21 protein-coding genes are annotated in these 17,299 nt (G+C 43.8%); all 21 read right to left on the reverse strand.

Translation table 11 applies throughout. The annotated features are described in order from the left end of the window. Positions 1–11 precede the first annotated feature (11 nt). A complete protein-coding gene (locus tag AC5SXE_RS11660) occupies positions 12–371 on the reverse strand; it encodes a hypothetical protein (RefSeq protein ID WP_493917418.1) in 360 nt (119 codons plus the stop codon). A gap of 41 nt (positions 372–412) precedes the next feature. Further along, positions 413–775, reverse strand: a complete 363-nt coding sequence (locus tag AC5SXE_RS11665) for a response regulator (RefSeq protein WP_433912795.1) — start codon at positions 773–775, stop codon at positions 413–415. A 21-nt stretch (positions 776–796) separates the two neighbouring features. After that, a complete protein-coding gene (gene fliN / locus AC5SXE_RS11670) occupies positions 797–1,900 on the reverse strand; it encodes a flagellar motor switch protein FliN (protein WP_493917419.1) in 1,104 nt (367 codons plus the stop codon). Next, positions 1,890–2,921 (reverse strand): flagellar motor switch protein FliM, encoded by a 1,032-nt coding sequence (gene fliM / locus AC5SXE_RS11675; RefSeq protein ID WP_493917420.1) that lies wholly within the window; start codon positions 2,919–2,921, stop codon positions 1,890–1,892. Before fliM ends, fliN begins: the two co-directional genes overlap by 11 nt. 16 nt (positions 2,922–2,937) lie before the next feature. Continuing rightward, positions 2,938–3,393 (reverse strand): flagellar basal body-associated FliL family protein, encoded by a 456-nt coding sequence (locus tag AC5SXE_RS11680; RefSeq protein WP_493917421.1) that lies wholly within the window; start codon positions 3,391–3,393, stop codon positions 2,938–2,940. 29 nt (positions 3,394–3,422) lie between these two features. Then, positions 3,423–4,142, reverse strand: coding sequence for an OmpA family protein (locus AC5SXE_RS11685; protein WP_493917422.1), 720 nt, complete (start codon positions 4,140–4,142; stop codon positions 3,423–3,425). Between the two features lie 18 nt (positions 4,143–4,160). Beyond that, positions 4,161–4,940 (reverse strand): motility protein A, encoded by a 780-nt coding sequence (locus AC5SXE_RS11690; RefSeq protein WP_303883304.1) that lies wholly within the window; start codon positions 4,938–4,940, stop codon positions 4,161–4,163. Next, a complete protein-coding gene (locus tag AC5SXE_RS11695; RefSeq protein ID WP_493917423.1) occupies positions 4,927–5,160 on the reverse strand; it encodes a flagellar FlbD family protein in 234 nt (77 codons plus the stop codon). The genes AC5SXE_RS11690 and AC5SXE_RS11695 overlap by 14 nt, the downstream gene beginning before the upstream one ends. A gap of 29 nt (positions 5,161–5,189) precedes the next feature. Further along, entirely contained in the window at positions 5,190–7,088 is a 1,899-nt protein-coding gene (locus AC5SXE_RS11700; RefSeq protein ID WP_493917424.1) for a flagellar hook protein FlgE, read from the reverse strand. A gap of 52 nt (positions 7,089–7,140) precedes the next feature. Beyond that, the gene (locus AC5SXE_RS11705) at positions 7,141–7,569 is read right to left on the reverse strand and encodes a flagellar hook capping FlgD N-terminal domain-containing protein (protein WP_493917425.1); all 429 of its coding nucleotides are present in this window, start codon (positions 7,567–7,569) and stop codon (positions 7,141–7,143) included. Positions 7,570–7,584: 15 nt separating this feature from the next. Further along, positions 7,585–8,997, reverse strand: coding sequence for a flagellar hook-length control protein FliK (locus AC5SXE_RS11710; RefSeq protein ID WP_493917426.1), 1,413 nt, complete (start codon positions 8,995–8,997; stop codon positions 7,585–7,587). Continuing rightward, positions 8,998–9,672, reverse strand: coding sequence for a MotE family protein (locus AC5SXE_RS11715; protein WP_493917427.1), 675 nt, complete (start codon positions 9,670–9,672; stop codon positions 8,998–9,000). Then, on the reverse strand, positions 9,672–10,229 hold the full coding sequence (locus AC5SXE_RS11720; RefSeq protein WP_493917428.1) for a lytic transglycosylase domain-containing protein: 558 nt from the start codon (positions 10,227–10,229) through the stop codon (positions 9,672–9,674). Before AC5SXE_RS11720 ends, AC5SXE_RS11715 begins: the two co-directional genes overlap by 1 nt. After that, positions 10,226–10,675 carry a flagellar export protein FliJ gene (locus tag AC5SXE_RS11725; RefSeq protein ID WP_493917429.1) on the reverse strand — a complete coding sequence of 150 codons (450 nt, stop codon included), beginning with the start codon at positions 10,673–10,675 and terminating at the stop codon, positions 10,226–10,228. Before AC5SXE_RS11725 ends, AC5SXE_RS11720 begins: the two co-directional genes overlap by 4 nt. Positions 10,676–10,735: 60 nt before the next feature. Continuing rightward, positions 10,736–12,067 carry a flagellar protein export ATPase FliI gene (gene fliI / locus AC5SXE_RS11730; RefSeq protein WP_493917430.1) on the reverse strand — a complete coding sequence of 444 codons (1,332 nt, stop codon included), beginning with the start codon at positions 12,065–12,067 and terminating at the stop codon, positions 10,736–10,738. Further along, complete coding sequence (locus AC5SXE_RS11735; RefSeq protein WP_493917431.1) at positions 12,012–12,926, reverse strand: FliH/SctL family protein; 915 nt, start codon at positions 12,924–12,926, stop codon at positions 12,012–12,014. The genes fliI and AC5SXE_RS11735 overlap by 56 nt, the downstream gene beginning before the upstream one ends. Next, positions 12,919–13,932: a flagellar motor switch protein FliG gene (gene fliG, locus AC5SXE_RS11740; protein ID WP_493917432.1), complete on the reverse strand. Its 1,014-nt coding sequence runs from the start codon at positions 13,930–13,932 to the stop codon at positions 12,919–12,921. Before fliG ends, AC5SXE_RS11735 begins: the two co-directional genes overlap by 8 nt. A gap of 43 nt (positions 13,933–13,975) precedes the next feature. Then, complete coding sequence (fliF, locus tag AC5SXE_RS11745) at positions 13,976–15,526, reverse strand: flagellar basal-body MS-ring/collar protein FliF (protein ID WP_493917433.1); 1,551 nt, start codon at positions 15,524–15,526, stop codon at positions 13,976–13,978. 13 nt (positions 15,527–15,539) lie between these two features. Continuing rightward, complete coding sequence (gene fliE / locus AC5SXE_RS11750; protein ID WP_493917434.1) at positions 15,540–15,839, reverse strand: flagellar hook-basal body complex protein FliE; 300 nt, start codon at positions 15,837–15,839, stop codon at positions 15,540–15,542. 504 nt (positions 15,840–16,343) lie between these two features. Further along, on the reverse strand, positions 16,344–16,754 hold the full coding sequence (gene flgC, locus AC5SXE_RS11755; protein WP_493917436.1) for a flagellar basal body rod protein FlgC: 411 nt from the start codon (positions 16,752–16,754) through the stop codon (positions 16,344–16,346). 2 nt (positions 16,755–16,756) lie between these two features. Then, positions 16,757–17,161 (reverse strand): flagellar basal body rod protein FlgB, encoded by a 405-nt coding sequence (gene flgB, locus AC5SXE_RS11760; RefSeq protein WP_493917435.1) that lies wholly within the window; start codon positions 17,159–17,161, stop codon positions 16,757–16,759. Positions 17,162–17,299: the final 138 nt, after the last annotated feature.

A 17,299-nucleotide genomic window follows, 5' to 3' on the forward strand; every position in this document is an offset into this window, starting at 1 on the left:
GTTACCCCCACCTAGACAAACTTTTTATTTTCGTTCCAGTCATTCAAACTCCATTTTCCTAAGAGCATAACTCCCGATTTACCGGCAAAGACGCAGATAATTTGGTCTTTACATCGAATTAAATATACCTTGTCGTTACCTAAGGGCAAAAGCGCGATCAGTTGCAATTCATCGGACTTTTTAAATAATCCCTTTCGCAATGCATAACGATAAAATAAAAACACGGTGACGGCAATTATAGACAATGCCATAATGATCTTTAGGATGTAAAGGACGATCGAAAATTTATAGTTGTTTTGATAAGCTAAGGCTCTTGTCCCCTTTAAGCATAATAAGAAAGCGAGGCATAATGAACCTCCTCGCTCATTCAAAAAGGCCAAAAACCACGTAAATAGTCTCCACAAAAATTTATTCATTGGGACAAGGCTTTGCTCAAGGCCTCTAGCACCCTGTCTGGTTGAAAAGGCTTAACGACGAAATCTAGGGCGCCCGCTTTTATGGCTTCAATGACCAGTGCCTGTTGGCCCATGGCACTTACCATGATGATCTTTGCGTTCGGGTCGATCTTTTTAATTTCTTTTAATGCAGTTATTCCGTCCATTTCGGGCATGGTTATATCCATTGTGACGATATCAGGTTTAGCCTCCTTATACATGGATACGGCTTCAACGCCGTTGGACACCTCTCCTGCAATCTCGTACCCGTTTTTGATTAAAATATCTTTCAACATCATTCTCATAAAGGCTGCATCGTCAACTATAAGTACCTTTGGCACGAAAATTTCCCCCTTTTATACTCAGCGTAACGACTTAACCCTTTCGCTACGATTCGTTATCTCCGTAATGCGAATGCCGAAATTTTCGTCAATTACAACAACCTCGCCTCGCGCTATAAGCTTGCCGTTTACCAAAATATCCACTGGATCACCGGCCATTTTGTCCAATTCTATCACAGATCCAGGTGCTAAATTCAATACTTCTCCGATAGTCTTAAAAGCCTGACCTAACCTGACCGTTACACGAACAGGGACATCAATTATCAGATTTATATTTTGAACGTCAACATCTTGCTCAGCCAGTTCGGCATTCAAGGGTACGAACTCAGCAGGCCTAACCTCAACAGAATCTGGCTCTTTCTTCAACCCGCGAGGCTCGGAAACTGCTCTCTCTGTTGTCGCTCCTTCAAATGGCTCACGGGCTTTTGCCACCGCAGCCTTTTGTACCGCTTCCTCGTAAGATTTAATCTGCGGAGACATTATTTTTCCAACTTCTTCTGCTAATAAAAGAGCGGCCCTCTGCGGCATTAAACTCAACATTTTTAAATTACCGATATCTTTAATGTCAGCATCCATACAAAAGGCCCATATTTCTGTATCTGAGGGCAGCGTCTCAAAGGGCATCCACTCGCCTTTTTTCACAGAACAAGATGTGCTTTTAATACCGATGCGCCTGCCTCCCAATAAATTTACCATTTCGGATATGGCAGCTCCCGATATTTGGCTAATGCCCTCTTGGGCGGCGCTCAGATACAAATCATTCATCGCATCAGGCAATTCGGTTCCATCGCCTCCCATCATTATATCAGCAAGCAGCAGAGCCATTCTTTCTTCCATAACGAAGGCATGCTGCCAATCTTCTATTGCATCATATTCAACGAGATAAAGTATAACACTTTGTACATTAAACCTCCCGGCAAAGACATCTTGCCGATAAAAACCCCTTTCCCTTATCTCGGCTTTTACCTCTTCTCCCGAAAGCAGTTGCAGGATGTTTGAAAAAGCCCTAGCATACAATGATGCAATCTCTCTGAGCTCCTCGCTTTCCTTTTCTTTCGTCGTACCTCCTCCGATGCCTTTAAGAAGAGCTTCTATCTCTTCCTGGCTTAACAGTTCATCGGTCATACATCAATTCCTCCTCGGACTGCAACCCAATATCTTCGTCTTCCAAACTAAAAGGTTTAATAATTTTTATAGAGTATCTTTTATTGTGCACTCCTGCTTGGGCTAAATATTTAACCCTACCGCCTATCCTCACCTTAACTGGTTGAAAACAAGATTCCTCGAGCTTAATCACATCGCCAACCTGAAGCTTAAGTAAATCTTCGAGTATCAAATCAACATGCCCAATCTCAACGCTTAGCGGAACCCTAACTTTCATCAATCTCTTTGTGAGATGTTCTTTAGAAGCATCATCTTCTCTGCTGCTAGTGGATACAAACCACTGTTGCGAACTTAAGCGGTCAACAATGGGCTCAATCGCAAAATAAGGAATACATAAGTTTATAAAACCATCTACTTCCCCCAATTTAACTTGTAAAGTCACGACGACAACTACATCCGAGGCGGGGCAAATTTGTGCAAAATAGGGATTGCTTTCCATGTTTTGTATCCTAAATCTAAGATCAACTATTGTTGACCAGCTCTCTTCTAAAAGTTCCAACATTCTCATTACGACCCGCTCGGTTACTGTCCTCTCTATATCCGTTAGCTCTCTGGGCTTATAAATACTTTTTCCTGGTCCACCCAGCATTCTATCCATAATAGCAAACACAAGGCGAGGGTTTACCTCCAAAAGGGCATTGCTGCTAAGAGGGTACATCTCCATGACCACTATGACGGTCGGCTGAACAAGCGATCTCACAAATTCATCGTATGAAAGTTGTTCTACAGAGGCGACTTCAACAGACACCATGGCCCTTACAAAGGATGAAAAAGTGGTCGTGAGTTGACGAGCAAAGAATTCATGAATCATTTGAATCGCCCTAAGTTGATCTTTATTAAACTTATCCGGACGCCTAAAATCGTAGACCTTAACGGTCCTTTCCCTTTCCTCGCCGACCAAGGAAGAGACATCGAGAGTGCCGCTTGAAAGCGCCTTTAAAAGGGCATCTATTTCACTTTGAGACAGCACCTCCGGTCCCATTTCTTTTCACCACCGCCTACTGAAGTATAAACTCCTGAAAGAGCACATTCCTGACCGGCAAATTACCCTTTACAGTGGGCAGAATGGCATTCAGACGCTTCGCTATATCTTGAGCTAGCGCCAAGATGCCGTCTGCCGTACGAAGGTCATCGTAATATCTATCCTTACACGTCAGAATGATCTCATTTTTCATCTTGCTGATCCATCCTTCTTCGGAAAGCTTCGTAACAACTGTCGAATCAGCCAACTCCAACACCAGGTTAAATCTTGCTATGTGCGGATCCTTATCGGCCAAGTTCACGGTAAAGTCGCCCAGAGGCAACATAGCACCCGGCTTTGTAGTCTTGCCAGAAACCTCTCCCACAAGTTGCGGTTTTCCCAAAAACTTGGCACCTAAAAAAACACCGCCCCCCACGCCCAAGGCCAGGCAAACGATCCCTATTATTATCATCGATAAAAAACGCTTTATCATGCATGCAATACCTCGCGATTAAAAATATTTTAATCCTTGGGCTTAGTCATTATAATGACATCAACCCGCCTGTTGATACGTCGATGTTCCTCCGTATCGTTAGGTACCAATGGCCGCGATTGTCCATATCCAACGGCTCTGATTCTTTTGGGATCGACCCCAGCTTCGACCAGATAAGAACCTACGACCGCCGCTCTCATTGCAGACAAACCCCAGTTATCTCCATAGGGTCCTTTACGTAATGGGACATTGTCAGTGTGACCTTCAACTGAAATTTGATTTGGGAGATCCTTGACAATTTGTGCAATCTTGTACATCAAGCGTTTCGCAGACGGTCGAAGTTCAACGCTACCCGCCTCAAACAACACCCCATCCATGATCGAAATGACGATTCCCCTTTCCTCAAGCCGTACTGCAACCTCTTTTGTTAGTTTTTCAGCCTCGAGCAACTCCACCATCATTTCGTGAACTTTCTTCATTTGCTCAGCGTTTAAAGTCATTTCTTGACCAGGCCCAGTAAACTGAGCTCCTTGTAGAGTTTCTTCGCCCGGAATTGCTATCACTCCCCCAGGCAGTACTCCTATTGCACTTTGAAACGAGTAAATCATTTTCTGAAATTTCTGTACATCTATGGTAGAAAAGGAGTATAAAAACACAAAAAACGTCAATAGCAGCGTTACCATGTCACCATATGTTGTAAGCCAGTTGCCCTTCAGTTCCGATATCTCTCTTTTTTTCCTCCTGGCCATTTAATAGCAACACCTACTCTATCTGGATTCATTTTCCTCTTCTAGTGACACCCGAAACTTGGGAGGCAAAAATACCTTCAGTCTCTCCTCGACCAATCTAGGATTTTCTCCGGCCTGTATGGCCAAGATGCCCTCCACTATCATTTCCCTTGTAACAACCTCCTCCTGAGTTCTCACCGTCAGTTTACGGGCAATGGGTATGCCGAAAACGTTAGCTAATATTGACCCGTAAAAGGTGGTAATCAGCGCAACTGCCATCCCTGGCCCCAAAGCATTGGGGTCGTCTAAATGTCCCAACATCTGTATCAACCCGATGAGCGTCCCTAGCATTCCAAAGGCTGGCGCCAGTTCTGCCAACGTATCGAACATGAACTTATTGCCCGCGTGCCTTTCCTCAAGCAGCCCAATTTCGGTATCAAGTATAGACTTGACCAGTTCGGGGTCCGTACCATCAACGACGAGTTGAATTGACTTCTTCATAAAGGGATCATCGAGTTTCTCCGCGTCGTCTTCTAAAGATAAAAGCCCTTCCCTCCTGGCTTTTTCAGCAAAACTTACAAGGGTTTGAACAATAGAAACTAGCTCCGGACTTTCAGAAAAAAAAGCCTTCTTTAAGATTTGCCCCAAGGACAAAACACGCTTCCAGGGGTTAGAGAGTATTGTCCCCCCTAATGCTCCTCCTACAACTATCAACAAAGAGGGAAGGTTAACGAACGCTAAAGCATCCCCTCCTGCCAGTATGCCCCCTATGATCATTATACATGCTAGAAAAATCCCGATAAAGCTAGCAAGATCCACCATTATACCCCCCATTTTCCTGAGTGGGAATACAACAGCTGCCACTCACCTTTCCCTTATAGTTTATTATCAGGCTTACAACTTTATCCAAGGATTCTTCAACCACGTACTTGTGTCCATTGACAAGTGTGATCACCGTGTCAGGGGTGGCCTCGATAGTTTCAATTAGATCAGCGTTAATGACAAGCTTAGAGCCTTTGAGCCGTGTAACCTCGATCATGACCCATCACGCCTCTATCTTTATTAAAGCTAACGTTTTAAATTTATGAGTTCGTCGAGCACTTGATCACTTGTAGTTATTACCCTTGCGCTCGCCTGAAATCCCCTTTGAGCGATAATGAGCCTAGTGAACTCCTCAGCAAGATCGACATTAGCCATTTCAAGATTGCCGCCTGCCAACGTCCCGGCGCCACCCTCTCCGGGAACAACCAACTGAGGCAGTCCCGAGTTAGCAGTTGGCACGAAAGCGGTCATCCCAATTTTTTCAAGTCCGCTTGGGTTAGAAAAAACAGCCAAAGATGTCGAGTATAAGGCGTTAGTCCTACCGTTGCTGTAAACTCCAACAATGACCCCATCGGAAGAGATGGAAAAATCCTGCAAGACTCCCATGGGATAACCATCTTGATAGTAAGCCTTTGTAGTAAAGCTTGAGCCAAATTGAGTCACGCCATCTATGGGGTTTTTCCCAAAGGACTCCCCGGAGAAATCAAACTTAACTGTGGCATCTTCAGCTCCAAGCAAGGAAAATCCCAGGTCTACAGTTGCAGTCCCGCCCGCTACTAACTTGCCATCGGAGCTAAATTGAATCGTTCCCGTATTGTTAGAAAGCTGGATCCCCGCTTCCGATGGAAGCCAGGCCCTCCAACGCCATTCGTTAGCTCCTATTTTCTCAAAAGCAACTTCGATAGTATGAGGATTGCCCAAAGAATCATAAATGTCAACCTTCGTCGAATGAATGGACGACGTACGCTGATTTAAGGTAGCAGCGACCTCGTATGTAGAGCCACCGTCGTTACTAGATGAAATGGACAAACCCTTTCCGTCCTCAGTGGAATTTAATCGTACACTAACTCCTCCTGAAAAGTTTCCCGTAAAAGACAATCCCGAAGAAGGAATATTAAAGGTTCCATCGGCGTTAATCGGAATTTCCTCCGCAAATGAGGTCCAAGCATTGGAATTATCTTGTCCCCATACTGTCAAGACCATGTTGCCGTCGCCTTTATCGGTAAACTCAGCCAAGCAAGGCCTTAGACTATTATTGCTATCTTTGAAATATATAACTTCGTAATCCATCATGCCCGAAATTTGCTGGCTCCATACGATATTATTGCTTGAGTCCATTAATTGCAGTTCGCCGGTATCGTCGTCAAAGTGCAACGTATTGCCAAGGACGCCAGAAACATCTTGTAATTTGGGCAATCCGGTAGTGGTGTTTATCCCTCCTAATTGCAAATCATAAGCAGTTCCGCCGATTGATACGCTCAACAAATTATTACCGTTGCCTTCTGCGATGGAAATTTTATAATTTTGACCACCTATATTGGCAATCGTTAAGAAATTTGAATTAGTCAACCCCATTGGCAGGTAGGTATTTACTCGGCTGTCCAAATTGCACTGCAACCCCAAGACTTCGGTACCTTTGGCACTCAACTTCTGTCCCACTGGAATATTTAAAGAAACTAGCCGAGTGCCTCTGATATACCGGGAAGGGTTATCAGGGTCGACAGTAAGTTCATAACCCATGAGAGTGTAGCCCGTTCCAGATTGAACGATGTTTCCATTTCCGTCCAGGACGAAATTGCCCGCTCTGGAATAAACGTTGCGAGTGCCGTCATTTAAAACGAAATAACCATCTCCTTGAACGGCAATATCAGTTCGGTTACCTGTATACTGCAAAGGCCCTTGAGAGTGTATCGTTTCGATGGCGGCAACGGTTGTGCCAAGCCCGATTTGCATGGGGTTAATGCCCCCCATATCAGCCTGAGGGGCGGTGGCTCCTCTGCTGGTCTCATATAACAAATCCTGAAAAGTAACGGCCGACTTCTTAAAGCCAGTTGTATTCACATTTGCTATATTATTGCCCACTACATCCAACATAATCTGATGACTTCGTACTCCGCTCACGCCCGAAGTTAAAGATCTAAGCATTGCCATCCCTCCAATTGAAAATAAACATTAAGGCAGGCCTTCCCTTGCCAATCTACCCGCCATCCGTGGAGGGCGTTGTGACAGCTTTTACCTCTTCCAAGAGGATGTATTTGCCGTTTTCCAGCTCTAAATACACCTTACCATCATCAAATATTGCCGAAAGGACACGCGATTCTAAAAATATGCCCCTATCTCCATCAAAATAAGCTACATCCTTGCCCACATAATTACTGGCGTTAAATTTAACCAACTCGAGCAGATTCTCCATGCCACTAGCTACATTAGTCATTTGTTCTAGAGCAGAAAATTGCGCCATTTGCGCTATGAATTCCGTATCGTTGATCGGATCAAATGGGTCTTGATGGGTAAGCTGTGTGACTAGTAACTTTAGAAAGTCATCCTTTCCGAGCTCACTTTTAATCTCCCTGTTTTCTCTGTAGGAATAAGTTTGATTCGCGGAATAAACTTGATTTACCGCCATGATCTTTCGCCTCCTTTACGCAATCCATTGAAGCAACCCGCGTTCAATATCGAGGATAAAGGCCATTTCACCGATATCGTCATTCGAGGCGATAGATTCACCAGCCCTTATCTTTTTCTCATTGTGATTTGTTTTATTTCTCTGACCGCCCAATTCGTCACCTTCGCCCTTAACGTAAACGTTGAGTCCTAACACCTGAAAACCGTTCGCGTTCAGACTCTGTCTTAATGAATCTAATTGCCCCATAAGAAGATTGGCTACGCTCTGGCCTTCAACATTAAAGTTCGCCCTTAAACTGCCACTTTGGGCAATGTCAATATCTACGTCTATATGGCCCAACTCTGGAGGATGAACAGCTATACGAGCAACTTCCTTACCTTCGCGACTCATTAAAGTTATGATTGCATTAAGGGCACCTTCTAATCTGGCGTCATAGCTCTCTGCAAAATTCATTTGATACAAAACACCGAAGTTAGAGGATTCGACAGCAACACAATCATCGTTTAATGACAAAAGTTTTACCTGAGGATTTTGTAACAAAAAATTTGATGTCTCTTCATGAAGCTCCTTGGGCGCTTCAGGGATATTACCAGATCCTTTCAAGCGTTCAACGGTATGCACTTTTTTTGCCCCATCAAGCTCGGTGATTTTTTCTTTAGCTTTTTCATCCAAATTGCTTGAGTTGCCAAGCACGTCGTTTGAGCTTATTCGACTCTTTTGACCAGCATCTAAAATATTTTTGGCTTCAACGACATGCAATTTACTTGCAACTTCGTTAGTTTTAGGGTTGACGGATATGCTGTCATTTTCATTTTTACGAGAGACGCCTGTGACGCTTTTATCAGCTTCGAGTCGATGATCTAAAAGGCAGGACCTGAATTCTACATGACCATCCTTTTTAGCAACAGTAGAGTTTCCATCCATGTTGTCGCTGCTTTCAACACCCTCCAATAAATTCTCAGCCTCGACTAAAAGTCCCTGCATGTCATTTCTCGGGTCAGAGAGACCATCCGCGCCTCCTGATTTATCTTCTGTCGCTGCTGTACCTTGAGAGAATGCAAGAAGTTTTATTTGTTCATCTAATAATATATTTAACATATTAGATACATTGATATAAATGTAATCGCTGTCGTCTTTTTTATACAACATTTCTTTTTTTACATTCGGAATTATGCAGTCTTTAATGTATTTGCTACAATCTATTTTTCCTATTTTTCCCGATTCAATAACTTCTACATCTGGCAAATTAGCTGGCGATGATGCTCTTCCTTCGCACAGCATTGACAAAAGCTCCCAAAAGGACATTCCTGGGACACTGGCTGCTTGAGCAGCGCTCTTGCTTTTTGTTGCCGCATCTACTTGGCAAACTTCGTTGCAATCTATATTATTCATATTGGCCAGCAAAATACTAAAGCTCACGGCGATCACTCACTTCTCCTTAGCTGCAAGCTGCTCCATCAGCGCTGTCGCTTTAGCCACATCCATGCGACCAAGAATTTTACCTGCAACATCCGGAGACAAGGCTTCTAAAACCTCTATTGCCAAGGAGTCAGAAAGATCATTTAACACCTCTGCAGCACGCCTTGTAGGCATTTCCTGTAAAATTGAAACCAGTTTAGAAAAGGATTCTCTTTCAATTTCCACATCCTTGGCACTTGTCTCGGCTTCGACACTTTTGGTCAACTCTTCTATCTTGGCAATCAACTCGCTCTCCTTTCGGGCAAGCTCTTGTTCCTTTTTAATAAGTTCCTCCTCTTTTGCTTGAAGGTCGAGGAATTTTTGATTAATATACTTTTCATGTTCCTCAAGCTCCTGTCGTCTCCTTTCTTCGGGAGTAAGGGCAGCATGGCTTGAAGAAGAAAATCTCTCACCTATTAATGGCAAATGCGAGCCGGTTTTATATATTATCGGCAATAGATCCACTACACCTAAGAGATGTAACCCAATAAGCACTCCGAAGAGTACTAATAAAAGAAATAAAGACAAAAGGCCACAACCAAGAACCCTTCTTTTGTTTTTGGGTTTAGCCTTGTGTGGCCTTTCCTGGACAAAGTCATCTTGTCGCTCTTCCTCATCAATTGTTTGATCATCTTGGGTTACCATTAGCCATCACCTTTTCTGAACCTTTCGTACAGGGATTTTACATTCTTAACGAACCTTTCCGTCTCTTTAAAAGGAGGTATCCCGCCATATACGTCAACCCTCGAAGGCCCAGCATTATACGCTGCGAGCGCAAAATCCAGGTTGTTGTCATATCTTTGGAGTAACAGCGCTAAATATTCAGTGCCTCCTTCGATATTCTGGATAGGATCAAATGGGTCATCAACACCCATCTCTTTCGCCGTTAGAGGCATGAGCTGCATTAACCCCATAGCGCCTTTAGAAGATATAGCTTTGGAATTACCGCCAGACTCCATATGAATGACCGCTCTCACTAAAGCATTGTCGAGATTCCATTTAGCGGCTATGCGTTTTATTTCTTCATCAAGGGATTTATCATTAGTCCTAACATCTGTGGCTTGTTTTTTGACAGAACTTGATTCGCGCAACACCTCAATGAAAGGCTTGGATGGCTTTGGATTTTCTCCAAGTTTCTCGCGAATTTCTTCCACCCGAAGATGGATATCCCTTATTTTGCCGAGATTGGGATATGTCCTCACAAGATATCCTCCCTTCCATAACGACTTAAAGCGATATCGTCGATTGCAGTCTGTTCATTCGCAAGTTGTACTGGCCTTTCTCTTTCAAGAAAACGATTGGCTGTTTTTTCCATGACCTTGGCTTCTTTGTGTTTGTTCAACAACTCCTCCATTACCTTTTCAACCGCCATCTCGCACTTTTTCAACTCAATCAGAGCCTGAGCTATTTCTTCATCTATTAATTCGACTTTTCTTCGTGCATCCCAAAGCTCTTCAATTTCTAACACATCCTCATTGATCGAAATAAATTCCGCTAGAGCCTCGGTTCTTTCCTGAGCGAGTCGGCATAGACACTGTTTTGTATTGTCTAACGCCTTTTTTTTATTTCCCAATACCCACTCCAGAGATTGGACTTCTTTATTTTTAATATTTTCTAGCTTATTAAATCGGACAAATTTTTCGTTCATTTTACCGCCTCATTGTCATGATAATCAAACGTTTAATCATCGCTTTTCACTTCTATATTGTTATTCTTTAGGCGCTAGAGAAATTAGCTTTTTTACTGTCTCATCGAAGCTAAAATGTCCCTCCACAGGTTGACATAAGAAATCCAATACCTCATTTAGGTATTTCAGGGCCCAATCAATGTTGGCATTGCTGCCCGGTTTGTAGGCACCAATGTTTACGAGATCTTCAGCATCTTCGTAAACTGCGAGCAGCTCCCTCACCCGTTTTGCTGCTTCAAGATGTCCTGGTGAGGTGATATTTGGCATTACACGGCTAACGCTTTTGAGCACATCAATGGCCGGATAATGACCTCTGGACGCCAATTTGCGGGAAAGAACTATGTGACCATCGAGAATGCCACGAACAGTATCGGCCACAGGCTCGTTCATATCATCACCTTCAACCAAAACGTTATAAATCCCCGTTATGCTTCCCCTTTCACCAGCTCCGGCCCGCTCCAATAGTTTCGGAAGAAAGGCAAACACCGATGGCGTATATCCCCTCGTAGCCGGCGGCTCTCCAATGGCTAAACCCACATCCCTTTGAGCCATAGCGACCCTGGTAATAGAATCCATTAAAAGAAGGACATCTTTCCCTTTATCCCTAAAATATTCTGCTATCGCCGTAGCGGTCAAGGCCGCTTTCAACCTGACCAAAGGGGGCTGGTCAGATGTTGCCACCACGACCACTGAACGTTTCAGTCCAGAGCTACCCAAATCTCTTTCAAGAAACTCTCCGACTTCCCTGCCACGTTCGCCTATCAATCCTATCACGCTTATTTCAGCTTCGGTGTTTCTAGCCATCATTCCCATGAGCGTACTTTTGCCGACTCCTGAACCGGAAAAAATTCCGATCCTTTGTCCTCGTCCCAAAGAAAGCATGCCATCGATGGCCTTAACCCCCACTGGCAACGGCGTAGAAACGGGTTTTCTCAAAAGTGGATGAGGTGGTTTAGCGTACAAAGGATAGGTATCTCCCGCCATAATGGGTCCCTTATCATCTATAGGGTCACCCAACCCATTTAAAACCCTTCCAAGAAGTCCGGGGCCAACACGTACACTCAGCTTTTGACCTACGGCAATCACATCACATCCGGGACCAATATCAGCTAATTCGCCTAATGGCATAAGCAGCACCCTATCCTCGTTGAAGCCTACAACTTCAGCATAAAGGGATGTCGATCTGCCTCGATACTTAATTTCGCATAAATCTCCAACGCTAACATCAGGTCCCCTAGATTCTATAACGATACCAATTGCTTTCGCTATAAGGCCATTTAAGCGTATAAAATCAATATTATCTAATCTGGCTTCCAGTATCGATAAAAGATCCTTGTCTTCCTTGGAAGTCATTTTCCCTTTGCCCCTCCGCTAAGAGACGGTCAATCTCCTCAGATAAACGTTCGAGTTGCGTGCGCCACCTGGCATCGTAAACGCCGAGGTTGGTCTCTACTATACAACTGCCCCTGTCTACATGATCATCGGCAATGAACTCCACATGCCCAGACCCGCGAATGAGATCGCTAAATTGATCAATCTTTTCCTGCAACAGCGCTACTTCCGAGGGATGTAAATATATAATGATCCTATCTTTATCGCTCAAGCGTTTCAAAACTTCCTCTAATAAGCGCTCTAAAACCTCTTCGTCTAATTCAACTTCTTTATAGAGGAGGCTTTTTAGCACCTTCTCCCAAAGTCTGATCATTTTCATTGTGTTTTGCTTTAATAAGATGTCCATAGAATGGGATAGCGACTCGTGACAATTCTCAAGTGAACGAATTAAATCGGAAACTTGTCTCGACACTTCTTCTTTCGCTTTCTTTTCGGCTTCGCTCTTTCCTTCCTTTAATCCTTTCTTGAACCCATCATCATAGCCTTCCTTTTTCGCTACAACTTTAGTTTTCTCTATTTCCTCGTTTACTTTCTCAAAAAAACGTTTCTTCTCGAGTTCTAGAGAACTTTTAAGCTTTTCGTACTCGCACTGAAGCTGATCATATTTGTCTTGAAGCAACTCGTATTGATCCTTGAGGGTTGCGAATTTTCTTTTAAGCTCTTCAAGGCTAACTGATCCATTAATGTCATCACTCGCAACATCCTCTTTTACCAAGGATCTGTGCGACTTAGAAAGATGCTCGAGATTGGTTTTGGATATTATTTTTACAGCTTGAGGCACAAAGTGCACGGTCCTAAAAAGCTTGTCCCCCTTAGACAATCAACTCCTCCTCTCCCCCTCGAGCAATTACTATTTCGCCAGCATCTTCTAAAGCCCTTATCACGTTTACAATCTTTTGCTGAGCTTCCTCTACGTCTCGCACTCGAACCGGACCCATATATTCCATGTCTTCCTTCAACATTTCAGCAGCTCTCTTGGACATGTTCTTGAAGAACTTTTCTCTCAAAGCTTCAGAGGCACCTTTTAAGGCCAAGGCTACGTCCTTCATGTCTACATCACGAAGCACCCGTTGCAGTGATCGATCATCCATGCCCAATATGTCTTCGAACACAAAAAGCCGCTTTTTGACTTCTTCGGCCAGCTCGGGATCTTCTTCCTCGAGCCTTTCCATGATGTTGCGTTCCGTGGACCTATCGGCATTATTCACAATAGCAACAAGGGCATCTATTCCCCCGGCTATCGTAAAATCCTGACTCAGTATAGTAGACACTTTCCTCTCTAAAACCCGCTCGACCTCTCTAAGTACATCTGGAGTAACCCGTTCCATTGTCGCGATCCTTTTTGCTACTTCAGCCTGCAGTTTAGGAGGTAAACCGCCCATAACTTGGGCTGCCTGCTTGGGCTCCATATAGGAAACTATCAGGGCTATGGTTTGAGGGTGCTCGTTTTGCACAAAGGCCAAGATTTGTTGAGGATCGGTCTGCCTAATAAAATCAAATGGTCTGACCTGAAGGCTTGCTGTTATACGCCGCAAAATATCTTGAGCTCGCTCCGGTCCCAAGGCAGATTCAAGGAGTTGCTTCGCGTAATCCACTCCGCCTTGAGTCATGTATTCCTTCGCTAGCAATAGCTCTTGAGCCTCCCTCAAGACTTCTTCTCTTTGGTTGCTCGGAATCTTGCGAAGTCCGGCTATTTCCATAGTAAGCATTTCAATTGTACTTTCATCCAAATTTTTGTAGACTCTAGAGGCTACATCAGGACCTAGGGATACCAGCAACACTGCGGCTTTTTCGCGCCCTTTTAGGCCCTTCCCTCTCCTTTCCATTTTTAAACCTCCTGCTTAAATTTATGGTATGGAAAACATAAAGCTAATATTGATCTTCCAGCAACCAATTCCTAATGATCGCGGCTATTTCTTCAGGCTTCTTTGAACCATATTCTCTCAATTGTTGCTCCAAAATGGCCAGTTCGCCCCTTTCCTTCAAAAGTTCTGGGTGTTTAAGCAATTCTTCAAGCGACGGGATCTCTTCCTCCTCGGGTTTGGGCAATTCTTCGATGCGCTTGGGGACTTTCTTCCTCCGCCAAAGGACGAAAACGCCCGCAACTACCGCAGTAACCAAACCTATTAATGCAATCAAGGGCAATAATCCGGGCTTTTTTATGGAAACTGTCGGCATCTCCAAAGGCGAAAAGGGCATCGATACCAAGTACAACTCATCCCCTCGAGCTTCATTTATGCCTAAAGCAGCAGCCACTGCACGCCTGAGTTCGTCTATAACTTCCTGGGCTAACTGTCCATCGATTAACACCGAGGCCGTGATTTTTTTTACCGCCCCTGGTGTGTAGACCACTTCCTGCTCCCTAGTGCTGATTTCATAATTAGTGATACCCTCTGTTCGCTCGTAACTGCTTGGTCCTGATGCTTCCGGCGTGATAACGTAACCAGGTATATTGGTGGTGGTGCCGGGAGCACCACCTGGCGGTACACCTGGACCGGTGTACATTTCTTCGACGTTTTGCGCACTCCTTGGAACGCCTTTACCTGACGGCCCTGGAAGGTATTCTTTGACGGAGGTTCTTTTTTTATCGAAATCCAAGAAAACCCTAACCCTTACAACAGCCTTACCTGGCCCAAATATTCGCTCCAGCATCAACCTTGCCTTTCGTTCCATTTCTAGTTCCTGTTGGCGTTCCATCTCTCTCTGAATTGAAGTTATAGTGTCACCGCCGGCAACAAAAAAACTTTCATCCAACACATCATCGGAGAGAATCTTTCCTTTGCTATCAACCACGACGACATTATCGGGGCTCAAACCTTCAACACTGTGCGATACCAGGTGAAGAATGGCCTTCACCTGTTCGGGGCCCATTTCAAAACCCGGCTTTAGATCTAATAGTACCGAAGCAGTGGCAGGAAATTGCTCTTCGAGGAACAATCTTTTCTCAGGAATGACTATGTTAACTTTGCAAGATTGAACTCCCCTTATAGCCTGTATAGTTCGCGTTAATTCGCCCTCTAAGGCCCTCAGGTAACCAATCTTTTGTTGGAAATCGGTCATCCCCATTTTTGCCTTATCGAACAACTCAAAACCAACTACTCCACCCTTAGGCAATCCCTCACCAACTAAAGAAAGTCTAGCCTCATAAACTACGTCTTTAGGCACCAAGATGGCGTTAAAAGACGGATCAACTTTATAGGGAATGTTATTTTCCTTTAGATAGCTAACAATAGCCGCTTGATCGTCTATATCAAGGTTTGAAAAGAGTGGCTCATATTCCCGTCTACCACTGGACCATAAAATAAAAACAATGACTAACAACCCCGCAACAGCAACCCCTATAATAGATAAGCGTTGCCTTTTGGACAAACCAGCCCAAAACTGCTTTATATCATTCCAAGTCTTTGCAATCCTATTCACCATTAGTCATAACCTAAACGGGTATTCTGGCTAATTGCTGGTAAGCATCTATCAATTTATCCCTTATTTCCACGAACAAACGCAGGGCAATCTCTGCCTCCTCAACAGCTACCACAACTTGCGAAATATCTTCAACATCTCCCGTTGCAAGTTTACGCACTTCTTGCTCAGATTGCAATTGAAGTTCATTTACCTTTGTCATACCTTTTTTTAAGTAGTCACAGAAGGATTCCTTGCATTGTTCTCGTATCTTTTTCTTTGCGGTAAAATCGCTACATCCCAATTTCATCAAATCAATGCGAGATATAGACAATATGCTCTCCCCCCTTATGCATAAACCAAACAAAATAGTATGCTCATTCTAGTGCCCATTATAAATTAGCATAAATGAACTGTAAACACAGCCAAGTAATATACTCAAGTAATAATGAATCTTAATTACAAATTTATCAAAAAGGTGGGAGTTTTTAAACGGGAATGGAGCCGCTTCTTTACCAGGGCAAAGATAAACAAATGTTCTATACAACTAAAACAATGACGAATCATAATGATTTCAGCTAACTTTCCCGGTTTTTACGAAACTATGATCTCAAAAAGATTATTAAAGGATTATTATTTGAAGGAAAAAATAAATGCTTGCAACAGAGCTTGATGCACAAAAAGTAGTCCTCTCAAATTGCACAATAGACGCAATAAATAAGAAAAGACCTTTACAGCAAAAACTGGCGTAAAGTTGCGCACGAAAAGAACCAGGTTCGCTAAATACTTCATGCTATTTTTTGATCAAAGCATAAACATGCAGGAACAAGGCAAAAGTTCAAGAACGCAACACATCTATGGCGCTTCCCCAAATTTCCTTTGCCGATTCAACCACCATAAGGTTGGCTTCGTAAGCCCTTGTTGCCACCATCATATCGGTCATTTCGCGTACTACATTCACGTTTGGATAGGCCACATAGCCTTCTTCATTGGCATCCGGATGCTCTGGCTGATACACAATGCGAGGGGGCAAATTGTCCACTTCTATATTTTCTACTCGAACACCTTTAGGATCGTTGTATGCGTTTTTTAAGCGTTCGGCAAAGATGGGAACCTTGCGCTTGTAGGGACCACCTTCGGGCGTACGCGTTGCATTGGCATTCGCCAAGTTCTGGGAGATCAAATCCATCCAAAGTCTATGAGCCGTCAAAGAACTGCCAGCGATTTCCAGAGAATCAAAAAGGCGCATCATTATCTGCCTCCTATGGCAAGCCTGTACGAACCAACCCGTTTGGACATTAATTTAGCTAAGGCCGTATAGGTCATCCGTGTTTGCGCAAGTTTTGACATTTCTATGTCAAGTTCAACTCCGTTTCCGTCCCACCTAACCAACTCTCCAATCACTCGATGTTTTTTAGGAATTACAAAGGACACGTCTCTGGGCCCATTTGAAATATGAGCCTCGTGATTGGTTACTAGGTCCATCTTCTTTCTATCGTATTCCGACAACGTCTCGCGAAGTTCATCCTCAAAGGTCACTTCGCTACGCGCGTATCCAGGCGTATTTACGTTAGCGATGTTTTGAGCAACTGCACTAAACCGTTTCGACAGACCGTTCATTCCAACGACCATTGTATTCCACGTCACATCTTTCACGGCAACAGCACCCCTAGTCCATAATCGGCAGAAAGCGCAAGGAGCTTTAAATTTTCCCTGACTAAATTTAAAAACCCGCGCCTAAAAATCCAACGCAAAAACCCTCTTAATTAAGCGGTTTTCCTGTTTGTTTATTTA

This window comes from Acetomicrobium sp. (assembly GCF_059026225.1).